The following is an 18,878-nucleotide window of genomic DNA, read 5'->3' on the forward strand; positions in this document are numbered from 1 at the left end:
CGACCGGCACCCCTACGCACGACCGGCACCCCCGCACCCTGCCTTGTCCGCCTCGCGGAAAGGACGCGACGCCATGTCGGAAGCCGCCACCCGCCCCACCGCGCACGCCACCGCGCTGCTCGCCTCGCTCGACCCACTGCTGCGCGAATGGCTGCCGCGACAGCGGTGGTTCGCCGGAAAAGGCCGCCCCATCAGCGACTTCGAGCCGGTCGCGGTCACCGAGCTGCTGCCGCACAGCTCACCGACCCGGCTGCTGCACGTGCTCCTGCGGGTGCGCCAACCCCTCGTCCCCCCGCAGGACGTCACCCCCTCCGGCGCGGCGGGCGGACGGCCCGGTGACTGCTACCAGCTGCTGATCGGCGTACGCGACGCCCTGCCGCCGCAGCTGGCCCAGGCCCTCATCGGGCACGTCACCGACGGGCCCCTGGCGGGCCGGACGGTGTACGAGGCGCTGCACGACCCGCATCTCGCGGCGCTGCTCCTGGAGCGGCTGCGGATACCCGGCCGGCACGGCGTGCTCCGCTTCGAACGCGACATGGCCACCGAGATAGCCTCCGGCCTGACCCCGCGCCTGCTCGCCGCCGAGCAGTCCAACTCCTCGGTCATATACGGCGATACGTTTATCCTGAAGCTGTTCCGTCGCGTCGTGCCCGGCGTCAACCCCGATCTGGAGCTGCCGCTGCACCTCGCCCGGCAGGGCTGCGAGCGGGTGCCCGCACCCGCCGCGTGGTTCCTCGCCGATCTGGCGTCCGGCGCGGGCGCGGCGGCCGGCGAGGCCTGCGGGCTCGGGGTGCTCCAGCCCTATCTCGCCGCCGCCGAGGACGGCTGGGAGCTGGCCCTGCGCATGCTCGCCAAGGGCGAGGAGTTCGTCGGCGAGGCCCGGGCCATCGGCCGGGCCACGGCGGAGGTGCACGCGGCGCTCGCCACCGCGCTGCCGACCGTCACCCTGGGCCGGGCCCAGGTGGAGGCTATCGCCGACGGCATGGCGCAGCGCCTGACGGCGGCCGCGCAGGCGGTGCCCGCGCTGCGGCCGTACGCTCCCGGGCTGCTCACCGCCTACAAGGCGCTCGCCGACCTCGGCGGCGAGGGCCAGTCGTGGACCGCCCAGCGCGTCCACGGCGATCTGCACCTGGGGCAGTGCCTGCGCTCCCCCGCCGGCCACTGGTCGCTCATCGACTTCGAGGGCGAGCCCGCGCGCCCGCTCGCCGAGCGCCGCATGCCGCAGCCCACGGCCCGCGACGTCGCCGGCATGCTCCGCTCCTTCGACTACGCGGCCTGCTCGCGCGAGCCGTGGGCCGCGCGGTGGGCCGCGGACTGCCGGGCCGCGTTCTGCGTCGGGTACGCGGAGGTCGCGGGCCGCGATCCCCGTACGGACCCGGTGCTGCTGCGCGCCCACGAGACGGACAAGGCGGTCTACGAAGTCCTCTACGAGGCCCGGCACCGCCCCGACTGGCTCCCCGTCCCGCTGGCCGCGGCCCGCCGGCTCGCCGGGGACGGACCCACCGACGCCGCGCACTGACCACCCCCTTCCGCCAGGAGGCTCCTCCCGTGACCCCCCGCTCCCGCAAACCGTCCGCCGACGCCGCAGCTCCCGCCCCGCCCCCGCCCCGCAGCCCGGAACCGGACCCCGCCGAGCGGACGACCGCCCCGAAGGGAACGCGGAAGGCGACGGCGAGGACCCCGGCCCAGAAGAAGGCGACGAGCGGCACGCGCCAGAAGAGCGACCCGAGCCGGAAGCCGGCCAAGACGACCAAGGCCGCGAAGGCGACCAAGACCGCGAAGACCGCGCAGGCGTCCAAGACCTCGCAGGCGGTGCCGAGTGGCGCGAAGAGTCCGCGGGCGCCGCGGAAGGCGGGGGCCCGTCCGGTCACCGCCGTCGCCGCGTCCCCCGTGCCGGACGAGGACCGCGCCCGCCTCCTGGCCGGCACCCACCACGACCCGCACGGCGTCCTCGGCGCCCATCCCGTGCCCGGCGGCACGGCCTTCCGGGCCCTGCGGCCCTACGCCAGGGCGGTCGCCGTGGTCTCCGAGGACCTGCGCGCCGAGCTGCGCGACGACGGCGACGGGTTCTTCTCCGCCGTACTGCCCCTTGCGGCCGCCCCCGAGGACTACCGGCTGCGCGTCACGTACGAGGAGGGGGAGCTGGAGATCCACGACGCGTACCGCCTCCTGCCCTCGCTCGGCGACTTCGACCTGCATCTGATCGGCGAGGGGCGGCACGAGCGGCTGTGGGAGGCCCTCGGCGCCCGGCCGATGGTCCACCAGGGCGTGAGCGGCACCCGCTTCGCCGTGTGGGCGCCCAACGCGCGGGGCGTACGGGTCGTCGGCGGCTTCAACTTCTGGGACGGCACCGGCTTCCCGATGCGTTCGCTCGGCGGGACCGGCGTCTGGGAGCTGTTCGCGCCCGGGGTCGGCGAGGGCGAGCCGTACAAGTTCGAGATCACCCGGCCCGACGGTTCGAAGACGCTGCGCGCCGACCCACTGGCCCGCCACACGGAGACCCCGCCCGCGAACTCCTCCGTCGTCCACGCCTCGCACCACGAGTGGCACGACGAGGAGTGGCTGGCGCACAGGGCGGAGCGTCCCGCGCATGAGGCGCCGTTCTCCGTGTACGAGGTGCATCTCGCGTCCTGGCGACCCGGCCTGACCTACCGACAGCTCGCCGAGCAGCTGCCCGCCTATGTGGCCGATCTCGGCTTCACCCACGTGGAGTTGATGCCCGTCGCCGAGCACCCCTTCGGCGGCTCCTGGGGGTACCAGGTCACCGGCTTCTACGCGCCGACGTCCCGGCTCGGCACCCCGGACGACTTCAAGTACCTGGTGGACGCGCTGCACCGGGCCGGGATCGGCGTCCTGATGGACTGGGTGCCCGCGCACTTCCCGCGCGACGACTGGGCGCTCGCCGAGTTCGACGGGCGGCCCCTGTACGAGCACGAGGACCCCGCCCGCGCCGCCCACCCCGACTGGGGCACCCTGGAGTTCGACTACGGCCGCAAGGAGGTGCGCAACTTCCTGGTGGCGAACGCCACTTACTGGTGCGAGGAGTTCCACATCGACGGGCTGCGCGTCGACGCCGTCGCCTCGATGCTCTACCTCGACTACTCCCGCGAGCACGGCCAGTGGACGCCGAACGTCCACGGAGGCCGCGAGAACCTCGACGCGGTCGCCTTCCTCCAGGAGATGAACGCCACCGTCTACCGCCGCAATCCCGGCGTCGTCACCATCGCCGAGGAGTCCACGGCCTGGGACGGCGTCACGCGCGCCACCCATCACCAGGGACCCGGCGGGTTCGGGGGGCTCGGCTTCGGGCTGAAGTGGAACATGGGGTGGATGCACGACTCCCTCGGCTACGTCTCGAAGGAGCCGGTGCACCGCAAGCACCACCACCACGACATGACGTTCTCGATGGTGTACGCCTACAGCGAGAACTACGTCCTGCCCATCTCCCACGACGAAGTGGTGCACGGCAAGCGGTCGCTGGTCTCCAAGATGCCCGGCGACTGGTGGCAGCAGCGCGCCACCCACCGCGCCTACCTGGCCTTCATGTGGGCCCACCCCGGCAAGCAACTCCTCTTCATGGGCCAGGAGTTCGCCCAGGGCGCCGAGTGGTCCGAGGCCCACGGCCCCGACTGGTGGCTGCTCGACCCGGCCTACGGCGCGGAGCCCGACCACCGGGGCGTACGGGACCTCGTGCGCGACCTCAACACGGTCTACCGCCGCGAGGGCGCCCTGTGGCAGCGCGACACCGACCCCGGCGGCTTCGCCTGGATCGAGGGCGACGCCGCCGAGGACAACGTCTTCGCCTTCCTGCGCCACGACGCCCAGGGCGTCCCGCTGCTCGCCGTCTCCCACTTCGCACCGGTCGTGCGGCACGCCTACCGCCTGGGCGTGCCCGACGAGTTCCCGGCCTGGCAGGAGATCCTGAACACGGACGACGCCCGCTACGGCGGCAGCGGCGTCACCCACCCCGACCCGCTGAAGCCGGAACCGGTGGCCTCGCACGGGCGTCCCGCGTCGCTGCGCCTCACCCTGCCGCCGCTGGCCACGGTGTGGCTGCGACCTGCTTGAGCGCGGCGGGCAGCTCCTCGGCGTGGAGCACGCCGAGGCGCTGCGTGGCCCGGGTCAGGGCCACGTACAGGTCGCTGGCGCCGTAGCGCGACGGTTCGACGACCAGGACCGTGTCGAACTCCAGGCCCTTGGCCTGCCGCGGGTCGAGCAGGACGACCGGCCGTGTCAGGTCGGGGCTCTCGCCGGCCGTCACGCCGGGCAGGCGCGGGGCGAGCCGCGGGTGGAGTTCGCGCGGGGCGATCACCGCGAGGCGGCCCTCCTTTCCGGCCTCGGCCGCGACCGCGTCCGCCACGGCGCCGGGGAGGTCGTCGGCGCGGTGCGCCCAGGGGCGTACGCCGGTGGAGCGCACCGAGCTGGGCGGCCGGAAGTCGACGTCGCCCGCGGCGCGCGGCACCTCGGCGGCCACCTCCATGATCTCCACCGGGGTGCGGTAGTTGACGCCGAGGCGGGTGTACTCCCAGCGGTCTTGGACGTACGGCCGCAAGATGGCCTCCCACGAGCCGCAGCCGCCGGCCTCCGCGGTCTGCGCGGGGTCGCCCACCAGGGTCATGGAGCGGGTCGGGCAGCGGCGCATGAGCAGCCGCCACGCCATCGCGGACAGTTCCTGCGCCTCGTCGACGATGATGTGCCCGAAGGCCCAGGTGCGGTCGGCCGCCGCGCGCTCGGCGGCGCTGCGGTGGTCGGCCTCCTCGTGCCGTTCGGCCATCCGCTCGGCGTCGATGATGTTGTGGGCGAGCAGGACCTCGGCGTCCTCCTCGTCCTTGTCCTCGAACTCGTGGGTGCGCGAGGCCCGCGACACGTCGAGGACGCCCTGGGCGTACGCGATCTCCTTGGCGCGCTCGGCCTCGGCGGCCGCCCGCTCGGCGCTGTCGTCGTGTCCGAGCAGCTCCGCCGCCTCGTCGAGCAGCGGGATGTCGGCGGGCGTCCAGGGCGCGTCGTGGGGCCGGCGGATCGCCTTCGCGTCCTGCTCGCTCAGCCCCGTCGGCTCCTCCAGGAAGTCGGCGACGAAGCCCTGCGGGGTCAGGGTGGGCCACAACTCCTCGATGGCGGCGTGCACTTCGGCGCTGGCCGCGATGGCCTTGCCGAGCTGGGCGATGTCGTCGGGGCCCAGGAAGTTCGGCCCGCCGTAGGGGTCGTGGCCGATGCGCTCGGCGAGCTGCGCGGTGAGCGCGTCGATGATCCGGAACGCGAAGTGCGGGCGGCCGAGGTTGTGCGGCACGTCCGCGGCGCGGGCCGCCTCGCGCGCCTGGTCGGCGATCGTCCAGTCCAGGATCAGGTCGCCGTCGTCGTGCCGGATGATCATCGCCGCACCCGGCTCGGGGGTCTGCTGCCGGTCGCGTACGGCGTCGGCGAGCACTTCCGCCATCTGAGCGCGGCCCTTCACCTCGGCCGCCTCCGGTGTGTCGGTGCCGGTGGCCCGCACGCCGGGGAACAGCTCGCCGACCGTGGAGAGCAGGACGCCCGTCTCGCCGAGCGCGGGCAGGACCTCGCCGATGTAGCCGAGGAAGGCGGGGTTGGGGCCGACGATCAGGACGGCCCGCTTGGCGAGCAGCTCGCGGTGGGCGTACAGCAGGTACGCGGCCCGGTGCAGCGCCACGACGGTCTTGCCGGTGCCCGGACCGCCCTCGACCACGAGGACGCCGCGGTGCGGGGCGCGGATGATGCGGTCCTGTTCGGCCTGGATGGTCTGCACGATGTCGTGCATGCGGCCGGTGCGCGCCGAGTCGAGCGCGGCGAGCAGCACCTCGTCGGCGTCGGCGCCCTCGTGCCCGGTGCGGGTCGGGTCGCCGAGGTCGAGGATCTCGTCGTGCAGCGCGGTCACCTCGCGCCCCTTGGTGGTGATGTGCCTGCGGCGCCGCAGGCCCATCGGCGTGTGGCCCGTCGCGAGATAGAAGGGGCGGGCGACATCGGCACGCCAGTCGATCACCAGCGGTGTGCGCTCGGGGTCGGCGTCACGGATTCCGATGCGTCCGATGTGGTGGTCGCGGCCGTCGCGGAATTCGAGTCTGCCGAAGCACAGACCGTTCTCCCCCGTGTCGAAGGCGGCGAGCAGTCCGGACTGCTCCGCCACCAGGACGTCACGTTCCAGACGCGCCTGGAGACCGTTGCCGACCTGCGACAACGAGGCCCGCACGGCCTCCTCGGCCTCCGCGCGCAGCGCGTCCAGGCGCGCGTACAGCCCGGAGACGAATTGCTGCTCTTCCCGCAATTCCTCGGTTGACAATTCAGCCCCTTGCCCGTTACAGTGCTCGTATAAAGCTTTTCGTGAAGTTGTCGCGCCCCAATGGCCAGAGCTTCGCGAAAGAGTCCAATATACGCAGAGAAATGCCCCGGACGTCAATTCGTCCGGGGCATTTCTCTTGTGCCTCAGAGCACGTCGGACAGTTCCGCCAGGAGCTTGCGCTTGGCCCGCGCGCCCACCAGCTGCTTCACGGGCTCACCGTCCCGGAAGACGATCATCGTCGGCGCGGCGAGCACCTGGTAGGCGATCGCGGCGCGCGGGCTGCGGTCCACGTCCAGCTGCACGATCTTGAGCCGGTCCGCCTCCTCCCGCGCCAGTTCGCCGAGCACCGGCGCCAGCTGCCGGCACGGGCCGCACCAGTCCGCCGTGAACTCCACGAGCACGGGGCGGTCCGCCTCCCGCAGCACCTCCGTCTCGAAGTCCGCGTCCGTCACCTCGGCCACACCTGCTGCCTTCACTTCGCCACACCCCTTGTCCTGTCGCTCCGCGTGCCGTTCATCCCGTCATCTCGCAGCGCGGCCCGAGGCCGCCTTCGAGCGCTGCCTCGGCGCGCGCCAACTGCGCGCCGACCTGTGCGCGCACCGCGTTCAACTCCCCGAGCAGCGCGTCCAGTTCGGTGAGCTTGCGGCGGTACACGGCGAGCGAGGCGGGGCAGGAGTCGCCCTCGGGGTGCCCCGAGCGCAGACACTCCAGGAAGGGCCGCGTCTCCTCCAGGTCGAAGCCGAAGCCCTGGAGCGTCCTGATCTGCTCCAGGAGCCGCACGTCGTCCTCGTCGTAGGTGCGGTAGCCGTTGCCGGTGCGCCGCGCGGGAAGCAGCCCGCGCGACTCGTAGTAGCGCAGCGTCCGCGTGGTCGTCCCCGCCCGCGCCGCGAGCTCGCCGATTCGCATGCCCCGACGGTAATCCTTGACGTGGGCGTCAAGGCCAGGGGCGGCGGGCGAGCGCCCGGCCGAAGGTCCCGGCCGGGCGCTCGCTCACTGTGCGGGTGTTCAGCAGGGGAGCGTGGTCTTGCCCGCGGCGCCGGTGGCGCCGATGGTGCCGTCCGCGGTCGCGGTGGCGGCGGTGCCGTCGCCGCCGGGCTTGCCGGGGCACACCGGGCTCGCCGCGCCGCCGGCGCCGCCCAGGCCGCCCTTGTGGCCGCCGCTCACGATGGCGGCGCCGCCGTTGCCGCCCTTGCCGCCGGCGATACCGGCGCCGGCGTCGCCGACCCCGCCCACGCCGCCCTTGCCGCCGGTGCCGCCGAGCTTGGCCTCTCCGCCATAGCCGCCGTTGCCGCCGTTGCCGTTGGCGCCGCCGGCGCCGCCCGTGCCGCCGGCTCCGCCGACGCTCGAGGTGCCGTTGGCGTTGCCGCCGGCGCCTCCGGTGCCGCCGTTGCCGTTGGCGCCCGCGGCGCCACCGGTGCCGCCCAGGCCGCCGATGCCTCCGGAGGTGCCGATCCCGTTGGCGCCGTTGGCGCCGGGGGCGCCGTAAGCGGTACGGGTCTGTGTGCCGCCCGAGCCCGGCTGGGCGGAGGCGAGGGCGGGGGTGAGAGCGAGGCCCGCGACAGCGATGGCCGCGACCAGGAAGGTTCGTGCGGTGTCCGTGGCGCGCATGGTGCGCATGGTGCACTTCCTTCGGTTTCCAGGGGGAGAGAATCTCCGCCCGGCACCCCCCAACGTAGGGACGAGCGAGGCTCCGCGCACACCAAAGGATGATCAAATGTCTGGAAATAGAGAGAATCGTCAAATTTTGGCTGCAAAGCAATGATTTTGTCTGCCGGCGAGGCGCTCCCGGTACGCACAGGTGTGTTAAACAGGGAGTAATCAAAGGGGTATTTTGCAGCAGCTCAAGCTCGGAATCATGTCGCACACCCGCAAAGAGAACGAGCACCGCCTGCCGATCCACCCGGCGCACTTCGAGCGCGTCGACGCCGATCTGCGGCCCAGCATCCACCTGCAGACCGGTTACGGGGAGCACTTCGGTGTCCCGGACCGGCAACTCGCCCCCTGGGTCGCCGGATTCCGCTCCCGCGAGGAGCTGATCGCGGAGTGTGACGTCATCCTGCTGGCCAAGCCCTCGCACGAGGATCTGGCGGAACTGCGGGACGGGCAGGTGCTGTGGGGGTGGCCGCACTGCGTGCAGGACGAGAAGGTCACCCAGGCCGCCATCGACCGCAGGCTCACGGTGATCGCCTTTGAGGCGATGAACCACTGGACCCGCGAGGGCGGCTTCAGCCTGCACGTCTTCCACAAGAACAACGAGCTGGCCGGCTACTCGTCGGTGCTGCACGCCATGCAGCTGATCGGGGCGACCGGTGACTACGGGCGCCGGCGGCGCGCCGTGGTGATCGGCTTCGGGGCCACCGCCCGCGGCGCGGTGACCGCGCTCAGCGCGCTGGGCGTGCACGACGTGGACGTGCTGACCGCGCGCGGCGTCACCGCCGTCAGCTCACCGATCCACTCCGCGCGGATCGTGCAGTTCGACCACGACGAGGCCGACGGCACCCTCGACCCGCGGCGCAGCGTCGTCCTGACCGAGGACGGCCCGCAGCCGCTGGCCGAGTTCCTCGCCGGGCACGACATCATCGTCAACTGCGTGCTCCAGGACACCGCGGCGCCGCTGATGTTCCTGATAGAGGAGGACCTGCCGAAGCTCGCGCCCGGCACCCTCGTCATCGACGTCTCCTGCGACGAGGGCATGGGCTTCGCCTGGGCCCGGCCCACGACCTTCGACGATCCGATGTTCACCGTCGGCGACCACGTCCACCACTACGCCGTGGACCACAGCCCCTCCTACCTGTGGGACGCGGCCACCTGGGAGAACAGCGAGGCGCTGATGCCGTTCCTGCGGACGGTCCTCGCGGGGCCGGCCGGCTGGGACGGCGACCACACGATCCGCCGGGCCATCGAGATCCGCGGCGGCACGGTCCAGAACCCGGCGATCCTGGCCTTCCAGGGCCGCGCCGAGCAGTACCCGCACACGGTTCGCCCCCAAGCGGGGTGAGCCGCGCGGCGCGCGACGGGCCCACGTACCCGCGTACCGCCGTGGTCAGCGCCGCCCGTCGGGCCGGCCCTGGTCGCTGCGGCCCGCCCTGACCAGCCCCGACTCGTAGGCGGCGATGACCGCCTGCGCGCGGTCGCGGACACCGAGCTTGGCGAAGAGGCCGGTGGCGTGGTTCTTCACGGTCTGGACGCCGATCGCCATGCGCCGCGCTATCTCGGCGTTGTCGAGGCCTACGGCGATCAGCCGCAGCACCTCGACCTCGCGCGGGGTGAGCCCGGAGAGGTCCCCGGCCGGCGGGTGCGCGGCCGGGGCCGGGGTCACGAAGGCGGCGAGCAGCCGGGTCAGCAGCCGGGGGGCGACGACGGCCTCGCCGCGGTGGACGGTGCGCAGCGCGGCCACCAGTTCCTCCGGGGAGACGTCCTTGGGCAGGAACCCGGACGCACCGGCCCGCAGGGCGCTGACCACGTGCTCGTCCATGTCGAAGGTGCTGAGCGCGAGGACCCGGCACCGGGGAAGTTCGGCGGCCAGGTGCTCGGTGGCCCGGACGCCGTCGAGGACCGGCATGCGGATGTCCATCAGGATGACGTCGGGGCGCAGTTCGCGGGCCGCCGCGATGGCCTGTTCGCCGTCGCCCACCTCGCCGACGACCTCGATGGCGGGGTCAGAGCGCAGGATCAGCGACAGGCCCCGGCGCACGAGCGGCTGGTCGTCCGCGATGAGCACGGTGATCCGCCCGGACGCCCCGCCCCACTCCGGCTGCGGCTCGGCCCCCGGGACGGCTTCGGTGGGTGGAGTCACGGCGTCCTGCCCTTCTCGCGTGTGTCGGTCACGTCTGTGTTCGGGTCGGCCCCGTTCGGGCCGAACGCGGACGGGTCGGCCCCGTTCGCGTCGGTGGGCAGTGGCACGCTCGCGGAGACCTCGAAGCCGCCTTCCGCGCGGCGGCCGACGCGCAGGGAACCGTCGTGCAGGGCGATGCGTTCCCGCATGCCGAGGAGACCGTATCCGCTGCCCTCGACCCCCGCGCCGGGGGCCCGGCCGGTCCCGGCGCCGTCGTCCGTCACCTCCACGGTGACGCGGTCCCGGAGGTAGGCGAGCCGCACGGTGGCGCGGGCGGGCCCCGCGTGCTTGCGGGCGTTGGTCAGCGCCTCCTGCACGACGCGGTAGAGGGTGAGCCCCACGGACATCGGCAGCGGGCGGGGCCGCCCGGTGACGTGGAGTTCGGCCGGCAGGCCCGCCGCCCGCGAGGCGGCGACGAGCCGTTCGATGCCGTCCACCCCGGGCTGGGGTTCCGACGGCGCCTCCTCCAGGGTGTCGGTGCTGCGCAGCACCCCGAGGAGCTGCCGCATCTCACGCAGCGCCGTGCGGCCGGACTCCTCCAGCGTCACCAGCGCCTCGCGGGCCGTCTCGGGGTCGCGGTCCAGGGTCGACCTGGCCCCGCCGGACATCAGGTACATGGTGGTGATGTGGTGGGCCACGATGTCGTGCAGCTCCCGCGCGATGCGGCGGCGCTCCTCGGTCACCGCGCGGTCGGCGAGCAGCTTGCGGTTGATGTCGAGCTGCCACTGCCACTGCCGTACGGCCAGGCCGACGGCGACGAGGAGGCAGGGCGTCACCAGGACGTCGGTGACGCCCATGCCGATGGAGCCCACGTCGTGGTGCCAGTACCGCGCGAGCTGCACCGGCGCGGTGGCCGCGACCCCCAGCGCCACGGCCCGCCGCCCGCTGTACTTGGCCACGGTGTAGAGCCCGACGGTGACGGCCGCGCCGTACGTGTTCGACATCGGCTCGCCCGGGTCGACGACGAGCCCCAGGTTGCCCGCCAGCTGCACCGCGAGGAGGGCGCCGAACGCCTGCCCGGGGTGGTGGCGCCGGAAGAGCAGCGGAACCAGGGCGACGGTGACCAGCAGGACGCCGAGCACGGTGACCGGTGCCCCCGTGGACTCCTCGCCGGGGGCGAAGTAGGCCAGCAGGTCGAGCGCCACGGCGAGGACGGCGACCACCGCGTCCCCCGGCGTCGGCCGCACCCCGCGCGTGGGCGGTACCGGCGGGAAGAAGTCACGGGCCATCCGGCCGCCTCCAGGTCGAGATTCCGTCGGGCCGCGATGTCCCGTCCCCGCACACCATTACACCCCGCCCGACGGCACCCGGATTCGGCGCGGTGGCCGTTCTTTCCCCCAGTACCGGAGTACTGCCCGCGGCCGGACACCGGACCACGGTCACGGGTGCGTCCCCTTCCCACGGCCGACGCCCCCAAGGGGCGCCGCGTGATGACCTTCTGGCATGATCCGCAAGCTCACCTCCTTCTCTGTCCGGCACCGCTGGATGACCATCGTCGTCTGGACGATTCTCGGAACGGCACTGTCGTTCGTGGGGAACGCGATGATGTACGACGTCACCGACTCCCGGGCCGGGGACTTCCTGCCGAAGACGTACGACTCGGCGGTGGCCCTCCGTGTCGCCGAGGAGGAATTCGGCGCGCGACCCGACCCCAACGCCCTGACCGTGCTCGTCGCCAGGGCCGACGGCGCACGGCTCACGGCGGGCGACCAGCGGCGCATCGCGGACACCGCCGCCGCTCTGGGCCGGGAGCGGATCGTCGCGGCGAAGCCCGAACCGCTGATGAAGGACCACTCCCAGACCCCGCGCGTCACGGCGGGGGCCGTGGCCCCCGACAGGAGTTTCCGGCTCCTCACCGTTTCCCTCGACGGAAATCCACAGGACCCGGGGGTGCAGGGCGTCTACAAGGGGTTCCGCGACGCCGCGAAGGACGCGTTCGCCGACGCGGATCTGCGGGCGGGGTTCACCGGCGGCATCGCCTCCGTCGTGGACGACACGGAGGCCGAGGAGGACACGGCGAAGATCGTTTCCGGCCTGACGATGGGCTTCATCGTCCTCCTGAACGTGCTGGTGTTCCGCTCCCCCGCGGCCGCGTTCGTGCCGCTGATCGCGGTGGCGCTGATCGGCGGGGTCGCCTCGGGCGCCGTGGTCGGCGCGGCGAAGCTCTTCGGCATCGGCCTCGACGCGTCGACGCCTTCGCTGATCGGCGTCGTACTCATCGGCATCGGCATCGACTACTTCCTCTTCCTCATGTTCCGCTTCCGGGAACAGCTGCGGGAGCACCCCGGGCAGGACGCCCGCACGGCCGTCGCCGAGACGACCGGGCGGGTGGGCGGCGCGATCACGTCGGCGGCGCTGACGATCGTGGCGGCCTTCGCGACCCTGGGGCTGGCCTCCTTCGGGCAGTTCCGGGTCCTCGGCCCGGCGATCGCCGTCTCCGTGCTCGTGATGCTCCTCGCCGGCCTCACGCTCATGCCCGCGCTCCTCGCCGTACTGGGGCGCGGCATGTTCTGGCCCGCGCGCGCCTGGAAGAAGGAGCGCGCCGGCGGCCTCGCCGCGCGCCTGGGACACGCGGTGAGCAGCCGGCCGCTGCGGTACGCCCTCGGCGCCCTGGTGCTGCTCGGCGCGCTGGGCGCGGGCGCGCTCGGCATGAAGATGAGCTACGACCAGCAGGGCGGGCACGAGACCGCCGCCGTCCGGACCGCCGAGCGGATCTCCCGCAGCCTGCCCGCCGGCGTGTCCGACCCGCACAGCGTGTACGTGCGCAGCACGAACGGCACGGAGATCAGGGGGGGTTCGCTCACCGGCATGACCCGCTCCCTGGCCGAGGCGGACGGTGTCGGCGAGGTGGGTGAGCCGGTGCTCAGCAAGGACCGCACGGCCGCGCGGGTCGACCTCTTCCTGACTGTCGGCTCCGATTCGCAGCAGGCGCGCGACCTGGTCTCGGGGCCCATCAGGGAGACGGCCGCGCGGACCGCCCCCAAGGGCACCGAGGCCTACGTCACGGGCACGGCCGCGGTCTTCGCCGACATCTCGACGGCCGTGGAGAAGGACCTGCGCCTGGTGTTCCCGGTCGCGGCCCTGCTCATCGCGGTGATCCTCTTCCTGCTGCTGCGCTCGCTGCTCGCCCCCGTCGTGCTGATGATCGCCGTGGGGCTCGGGTTCCTGGCCACGCTCGGCGCGAGCACGCTGCTCTTCCAGCACGGACTCGACCGGCCGGGTGTCTCGTTCACGCTGCCCCTGGTGCTCTTCCTCTTCGTCGTCGCCCTGGGCACGGACTACAACATCCTGATCACCGACCGGATCAGGGAGGAGATGCGCAAGCCGGTGCCGGCCCGGCGCGCGGTGGCCGAAGCGGTACGGCACACCGCGCCCGCCATCGCCACGGCCGGCCTCGTGCTGGCCGGTTCCTTCGCCGCCCTGGCGGCGAGCCCCGCGACCCGGGAGATCGGCTTCGCCACCGGGCTCGGCATCCTCCTGTCCGCGCTCGTGCTCTCCCTCGTGCTGGTGCCGGCCCTGGCCGCGATGCTGGGCCGCGGTCTGTGGTGGCCGCGCAGGTCGGGACGGACGCCGGACCACCACCACACTCCGGAGGAGCCGTACGAGCCGTACGCGCCGTACGAGCCGTACGCACCGGACGAGTCCCGCGTCACGGCCGGGCCGCACACCCCGGAGCAGCGCCACCAGCCGTATCCGCCGTACCAGCAGCCTCAGCCGCACCCGCAGCACCCGCCGTACGCGGCTGCCCCCACCCGGCCGGAGCACCGGCCGACCCGATGACCGCCGACCCGAGGCATCGCGGAGGACCGTCCGGGCGGCCACCGCCGGTGGTCCTCAGGTGAAGTCCGGCCGCCCGTAGTCCCGTTTGAACTCGTAGAAACTCTCCACGCCCGCCATCAGCACCACGCCGTCCCACAGCCGGCCCGCCGCCTCGCCCCGGGGGGCCGGTGACACGACGGGGCCGAACAGCGCCCCGACGCCGTCGACGGCGAGCACCGGGGTGCCGACGTCCTCGCCCACCAGGGCGATGCCCTCCTGGTGCGAGGCCCGTACGGCCGCGTCGTACTCCGTCGTCGTCGCGGCGGCCTCCAGGGCGGCCGGCAGGCCCGCCTCGGCGAGCGCGGCCGTCGTGCCCGACCAGTCCCGCCGCTCGTGGATGTGCCGGCCGAGGGCGTCGAAGTACCGCCCGAGCGCGGTGTTGCCGTGCTGTTCGCGCACCGCGGCGCACACCCTGCCGTGCGCCCGCAGGTACTCCCCGTACTGCCCCTCGGGGTCCTCCGGGTCGCTCTCCCGGCCCTCGTTCAGCACGGCCAGGCTCATCACCCGCCACCGCACGGAGACGTCCCGCACCCCTTCCACCTCGCGCAGCCAGCGCGAGGTGATCCAGGTGTACGGGCAGACGGGATCGAACCAGAAGTCGACGCTCACCCCTGCCGGGGCCGGATCGTCCAGGGCGCTCATCCGTCCACCGTACGCCCACGGAAAACCGGACGCCCACGGAAAGCCGTGCACCCATGGAAAGCCGTGCCCCTTCGGGAAGTTGACGCACCGTGGCCATTGACGCGCCGCCCGTCCACAACTACAAAACCAGCAGCATCATTCTGAGAGCGCTCTCACCGCCACACTCCCGCCCCCACGGAGGTGCCCGATGAGCACGACCCCCGCCCCGCGATCCTCGGCGGCCCACCGCGGCCGCAGACCGACCCCCCTCCTGGCCGCGCTGGCCGCCGTCGGACTGTGCGGGGCGCTCCTCCTGCCCGGGACGGCACGCGGTGACGCGGCCTCCGCCGCTCCCCGCTGGTCGCTGAAGTGGAGCGACGACTTCAACGGGCCCGCCGGCGCCGCACCCGCCGCCGACCGGTGGCAGGTCGACCTCGGCCACAACTACCCGGGCGGCCCCGACCGTTGGGGAACGGGCGAGATCCAGGAGTACACCGACTCCCCCGCCAATCTGAGCACCGACGGGACGGGCAACCTGCGGATCACCCCGCGCCGTGACGCCTCGGGCAAGTGGACCTCCGCCCGGATCGAGTCCCGGCGCTCCGACTTCAAGGCGCCGCCGGGCGGCACCCTGGCCATCGAGGCGCGCATCAGGATGCCGGACGTCTCCGGCGACAAGGCGCTCGGCTACTGGCCCGCCTTCTGGGCGCTGGGCTCGCCCTATCGCGGCAACTACCAGAACTGGCCCTCCATCGGTGAGTTCGACGTCATGGAGAACGTGAACGGCGTCAACTCCGTGTGGGGCGTGCTGCACTGCGGCGTCAATCCGGGCGGGGACTGCAATGAGACGCAGGGCCTGGGCGCCAACCGCCCCTGCCCCGGCACGAGTTGTCAGTCGGGCTTCCACACGTACCGCTTCGAGTGGGACCGCTCCGTGACCCCGAACCAACTGCGCTGGTATGTCGACGGCGAGCGCTACCACACCCTCGGCCAGAACCGCTTCTCGGCACGGACCTGGCAGGACATGACCGGGCACCAGGGCTACTTCCTCCTGCTGAACGTGGCGATGGGCGGCGGGTTCCCGGACGGCGTCGCGGGCCGGGCGACCCCGACGCCCACGACGGAACCGGGCCACTCGATGCTGGTCGACCGCGTGGCGGTGTGGACGCGGCCCTGACGCGTGGCGGTGTGGACGCGGCCCTAGCACGTGGCGCCACGGACGGTCCGAGGGTGGCGGGCGGTGCGCGCCGCCCCCGGGCCGGCCACAACGTCCTTACCCGTCCCCGGCATTGACGTATGCCCGTCCCGCTCCTACGGTCTGCTCGACCATACGAACTATGTACGAAATTTCGAACGTACGTGACCGCGATCCGCAGCCGAGGAATGAGACCCCCATGGCGCCCTCTCCCCGCCCCGCGTCCTCACCCGCCCGACGTGCCGTCCTGCGTGCCGCGGCCCTCGCGGCGGCGGCGCCCGCCCTGTCCTGCCTCGGCGCGGGCCGCGCCACGGCCGCCCCGGGAGCAGCGCCGGAGGTCGCGTCGGGCGTCGCGCCGGCCGCTCCCGCCGCCTGGGTGGTGCGGCCCTTCGCGCTCAAGGACGTGGCGTTGCGCGAGGGCGTCTTCACCGCCAAGCGCGCCCTGATGCTCGACCACGGCCGGGGCTACGACGTGGACCGGCTGCTCCAGGTCTTCCGCGCCAACGCCGGGCTCTCCACCCGCGGCGCCGTGGCCCCCGGGGGCTGGGAAGGCCTCGACGGCGAGGCGAACGGCAATCTGCGCGGCCACTACACCGGCCACTTCCTGACCATGCTCTCCCAGGCCTACGCCGGCACCGGCGACGCGGCGTACGCCGACAAGGTGCGGTACATGACCGGCGCGCTCATGGAGGTCCGCGCGGCGCTGCGCGCGGAGCCCGAACTCCTGCGCGGCGAGGGGAGGTTCGGCACGGCGCCGACGCATGTCCGAGGCTCCCACCAGTACGTCGACCTGCCCTCCGGGGTGCTGGGCGGTGGCCCGGCGCTCACCTTCTCGGCCTGGGTCAGGCCCGCGCACGACGCCGCCTGGGCCCGCGTCCTCGACTGCGGTGACGACACCACCCGCTACCTCTACCTGGCCGCCCGCAACGCCGAGGGCGTGCCCCGGTTCGCCGTCACGACCAGGGGCCCCGGCGGCGAGCAGTCCCTCGTCGGCACCGCGCCCCTGCCCCTGGGCCGGTGGAGCCACCTCGCGGTGACGCTCACCGGCGGCACCGGCAGGCTCTACGTCGACGGCGCGCAGGTCGCCGAGAACACCGCGATGACCCTCGGTCCGGCGGCGCTCGGCCCCCTGAAGGACCACTGGCTCGGGCGGTCCCACTTCCCCGGCGACCCCGTGTTCGCCGGCTCGTTCGACGCCGTCGACCTCTGGTCGCGGGCGCTGACCGCCGCCGAGATCGCCGCGCTCCAGGACGCCCCCGCCGCCCGGACCCCGGCCGGGCGCGGCGACCTCGCCTCGTACGCCTTCGACGAGAGCGGCGGCGGCAGGTTCGCCGACGCGTCCGGCCGCGACCGGACCGCCGCCTTGCGCCGCACCTGGGGCGGCCCGAGCCATCCCGGGTTCCTCGCGGCGTACCCCGAGACGCAGTTCATCACCCTGGAGTCGATGACCGGCCCCGACTACCACGTGGTGTGGGCGCCCTACTACACGGCCCACAAGATCCTGCGCGGGCTGCTCGACACGTACCTGCACGTCGGCGACGAGCGCGCCCTCGATCTCGCGTCCGGCCTGTGCGACTGGATGTACGCGCGGCTCTCCCCGCTGCCCGACGCCGTCCGGCAGCGGATGTGGGGCATCTTCTCCAGCGGGGAGTTCGGCGGGATCGTCGAGGCGATCTGCGATCTGTACGCGGTCACCGGCGAGGGCCGCCACCTCGCCCTGGCCCGCCTGTTCGACCTCGACAGGCTCATCGACGCCTGCGCGGCGGGCACCGACACCCTCGACGGGCTCCACGCCAACCAGCACATCCCCGTCTTCACCGGCCTGCTGCGGCTGTACGACGAGACCGGCGAGCGGCGCTACCTGGACGCCGCGCGGAACTTCTGGAAGATGGTCGTCCCGACCCGGATGTACGGGATCGGCGGTACCAGCACCGGGGAGTTCTGGAAGGCGCGCGGCGTCATCGCGGGCACGCTGAGCGACACCACCGCCGAGACGTGCTGCGCGTACAACCTGCTGAAGCTGGACCGCGCGCTGTTCTTCCACGAGCAGGACCCGGCATACATGGACCACTACGAACGGGCCCTGTACAACCAGATCCTGGGCTCCAAGCAGGACACGGCCGACGCCGAGAAGCCCCTGGTCACGTACTTCATCGGGCTGACGCCCGGCCAAGTGCGCGACTACACGCCCAAGCAGGGCACCACCTGCTGCGAGGGCACGGGCCTGGAGAGCGCCACCAAGTACCAGGACTCGATCTACTTCCAGCAGGCCGACGGCTCGGCCCTGTACGTCAACCTCTACAGCCCCTCGACGCTCACCTGGGCGGCCAAGGGCGTCACCGTCACCCAGAGCACCGACTTCCCTCGGGAGCAGGGCACCACCCTCACCGTCCGGGGCGCCACCGCCACCTTCGACCTGCGGCTGCGGGTGCCCGCGTGGGCGACGGGCGGGTTCGCCGTGTCCGTCAACGGCAGGAGGACGAAGACGACCGCGACGGCGGCGGGCGGCTACCGCTCCCTGTCGCGCACCTGGCGCGACGGCGACACCGTGCGCGTCACCGTCCCGTTCCGGCTGCGTACGGAAGCGTGCCCCGACGCCCCGGACATCCAGACCCTGTTCTACGGCCCCGTGAACCTCGTCGCCCGCGACCGGGGCAAGGACTACCTCCGGTTCGGCCTCTACCGCGGTGCCGCGCTCTCCGGGGACCTGCTGCCGACCTTCACGCCCGTCGCCGGGAAGCCACTCCATCTCACCCTGGACGGCGTGGAGTTCGCGCCGTTCCTCGAAGGCACCGAGGACCCGACGCACGCCTACTTCCGGCGGACCGAGCCCCACGTGGTGTTCGGCGGGACCGACTCGGGCGTCGCCAACCCGAAGGGACCCGACGGCACGACGCTCCTCGACGCCGTCTGGTCGGCGGCACCCTTCGCAAGCAAGACGGCGCTCGTCCGGCACGTCCGCGCCACCGTCGACTCCTGGGTGACCGCCGGGAGGCTGACCGCGGCGGACGGGGAGAAGGCGGTGGCCACGGCGAAGAGGGCGTCCTACGTCGCCTAGGGCGTGTTTCGAAAGTCCCGTCTACCTGGCGACGCCTGGCACGCACCCTCGCCGCGTT

12 protein-coding genes and 1 pseudogene are annotated in these 18,878 nt (G+C 73.1%); 6 read left to right on the plus strand and 7 right to left on the minus strand.

Features of this window, described 5'->3' with window-relative positions:
* Positions 1 to 73: 73 nt before the first annotated feature.
* Positions 74 to 1,519, plus strand: coding sequence for a maltokinase N-terminal cap-like domain-containing protein (locus ACZ516_RS21850; protein ID WP_469011418.1), 1,446 nt, complete (start codon positions 74 to 76; stop codon positions 1,517 to 1,519).
* Positions 1,520 to 1,548: 29 nt separating this feature from the next.
* The gene (gene glgB, locus ACZ516_RS21855; RefSeq protein ID WP_469011419.1) at positions 1,549 to 4,068 is read left to right on the plus strand and encodes a 1,4-alpha-glucan branching enzyme; all 2,520 of its coding nucleotides are present in this window, start codon (positions 1,549 to 1,551) and stop codon (positions 4,066 to 4,068) included.
* Here glgB and ACZ516_RS21860 read toward each other — a convergent pair.
* The 4 genes from ACZ516_RS21860 to ACZ516_RS21875 all read right to left on the minus strand — a co-directional run bounded on the left by ACZ516_RS21860 (position 4,025) and on the right by ACZ516_RS21875 (position 7,909).
* Positions 4,025 to 6,292, minus strand: coding sequence for a HelD family protein (locus ACZ516_RS21860; RefSeq protein WP_469011420.1), 2,268 nt, complete (start codon positions 6,290 to 6,292; stop codon positions 4,025 to 4,027). The genes glgB and ACZ516_RS21860 overlap by 44 nt on opposite strands.
* A 143-nt stretch (positions 6,293 to 6,435) precedes the next feature.
* On the minus strand, positions 6,436 to 6,768 hold the full coding sequence (gene trxA, locus ACZ516_RS21865) for a thioredoxin (protein WP_361088453.1): 333 nt from the start codon (positions 6,766 to 6,768) through the stop codon (positions 6,436 to 6,438).
* A 37-nt stretch (positions 6,769 to 6,805) separates the two neighbouring features.
* Positions 6,806 to 7,198 carry a MerR family transcriptional regulator gene (locus tag ACZ516_RS21870; RefSeq protein ID WP_361088456.1) on the minus strand — a complete coding sequence of 131 codons (393 nt, stop codon included), beginning with the start codon at positions 7,196 to 7,198 and terminating at the stop codon, positions 6,806 to 6,808.
* A 99-nt stretch (positions 7,199 to 7,297) separates the two neighbouring features.
* Positions 7,298 to 7,909, minus strand: a complete 612-nt coding sequence (locus ACZ516_RS21875) for a hypothetical protein (protein WP_469011421.1) — start codon at positions 7,907 to 7,909, stop codon at positions 7,298 to 7,300.
* Positions 7,910 to 8,123: 214 nt separating this feature from the next.
* Here ACZ516_RS21875 and ACZ516_RS21880 point away from each other — a divergent pair, with 214 nt between their 5' ends.
* Entirely contained in the window at positions 8,124 to 9,290 is a 1,167-nt protein-coding gene (locus tag ACZ516_RS21880; protein ID WP_361088462.1) for a N(5)-(carboxyethyl)ornithine synthase, read from the plus strand.
* Positions 9,291 to 9,335: 45 nt separating this feature from the next.
* Here ACZ516_RS21880 and ACZ516_RS21885 read toward each other — a convergent pair whose 3' ends face one another.
* Both ACZ516_RS21885 and ACZ516_RS21890 read right to left on the minus strand, forming a co-directional pair.
* Positions 9,336 to 10,019 (minus strand): response regulator transcription factor, encoded by a 684-nt coding sequence (locus ACZ516_RS21885; RefSeq protein ID WP_358587962.1) that lies wholly within the window; start codon positions 10,017 to 10,019, stop codon positions 9,336 to 9,338.
* 65 nt (positions 10,020 to 10,084) lie between these two features.
* Positions 10,085 to 11,356, minus strand: a complete 1,272-nt coding sequence (locus ACZ516_RS21890; protein WP_469011422.1) for a sensor histidine kinase — start codon at positions 11,354 to 11,356, stop codon at positions 10,085 to 10,087.
* Between the two features lie 214 nt (positions 11,357 to 11,570).
* Between ACZ516_RS21890 and ACZ516_RS21895 the strand changes: the two genes are divergently transcribed.
* Positions 11,571 to 13,907: an MMPL family transporter gene (locus ACZ516_RS21895; RefSeq protein ID WP_469011423.1), complete on the plus strand. Its 2,337-nt coding sequence runs from the start codon at positions 11,571 to 11,573 to the stop codon at positions 13,905 to 13,907.
* 54 nt (positions 13,908 to 13,961) lie between these two features.
* On the opposite strand, the gene ACZ516_RS21900 is transcribed toward ACZ516_RS21895, so the two are convergent.
* On the minus strand, positions 13,962 to 14,588 hold the full coding sequence (locus ACZ516_RS21900; protein WP_361088471.1) for a mycothiol-dependent nitroreductase Rv2466c family protein: 627 nt from the start codon (positions 14,586 to 14,588) through the stop codon (positions 13,962 to 13,964).
* A 187-nt stretch (positions 14,589 to 14,775) separates the two neighbouring features.
* Between ACZ516_RS21900 and ACZ516_RS21905 the strand changes: the two are divergent.
* Both ACZ516_RS21905 and ACZ516_RS21910 read left to right on the plus strand, forming a co-directional pair.
* A pseudogene (locus ACZ516_RS21905) lies at positions 14,776 to 15,738 on the plus strand (glycoside hydrolase family 16 protein); the annotation flags it as partial.
* A gap of 223 nt (positions 15,739 to 15,961) precedes the next feature.
* Complete coding sequence (locus tag ACZ516_RS21910) at positions 15,962 to 18,820, plus strand: beta-L-arabinofuranosidase domain-containing protein (RefSeq protein WP_469011424.1); 2,859 nt, start codon at positions 15,962 to 15,964, stop codon at positions 18,818 to 18,820.
* The last annotated feature ends 58 nt before the right edge of the window (positions 18,821 to 18,878 follow it).

The sequence above is a fragment of the Streptomyces sp. NPDC034037 genome (assembly GCF_055575715.1).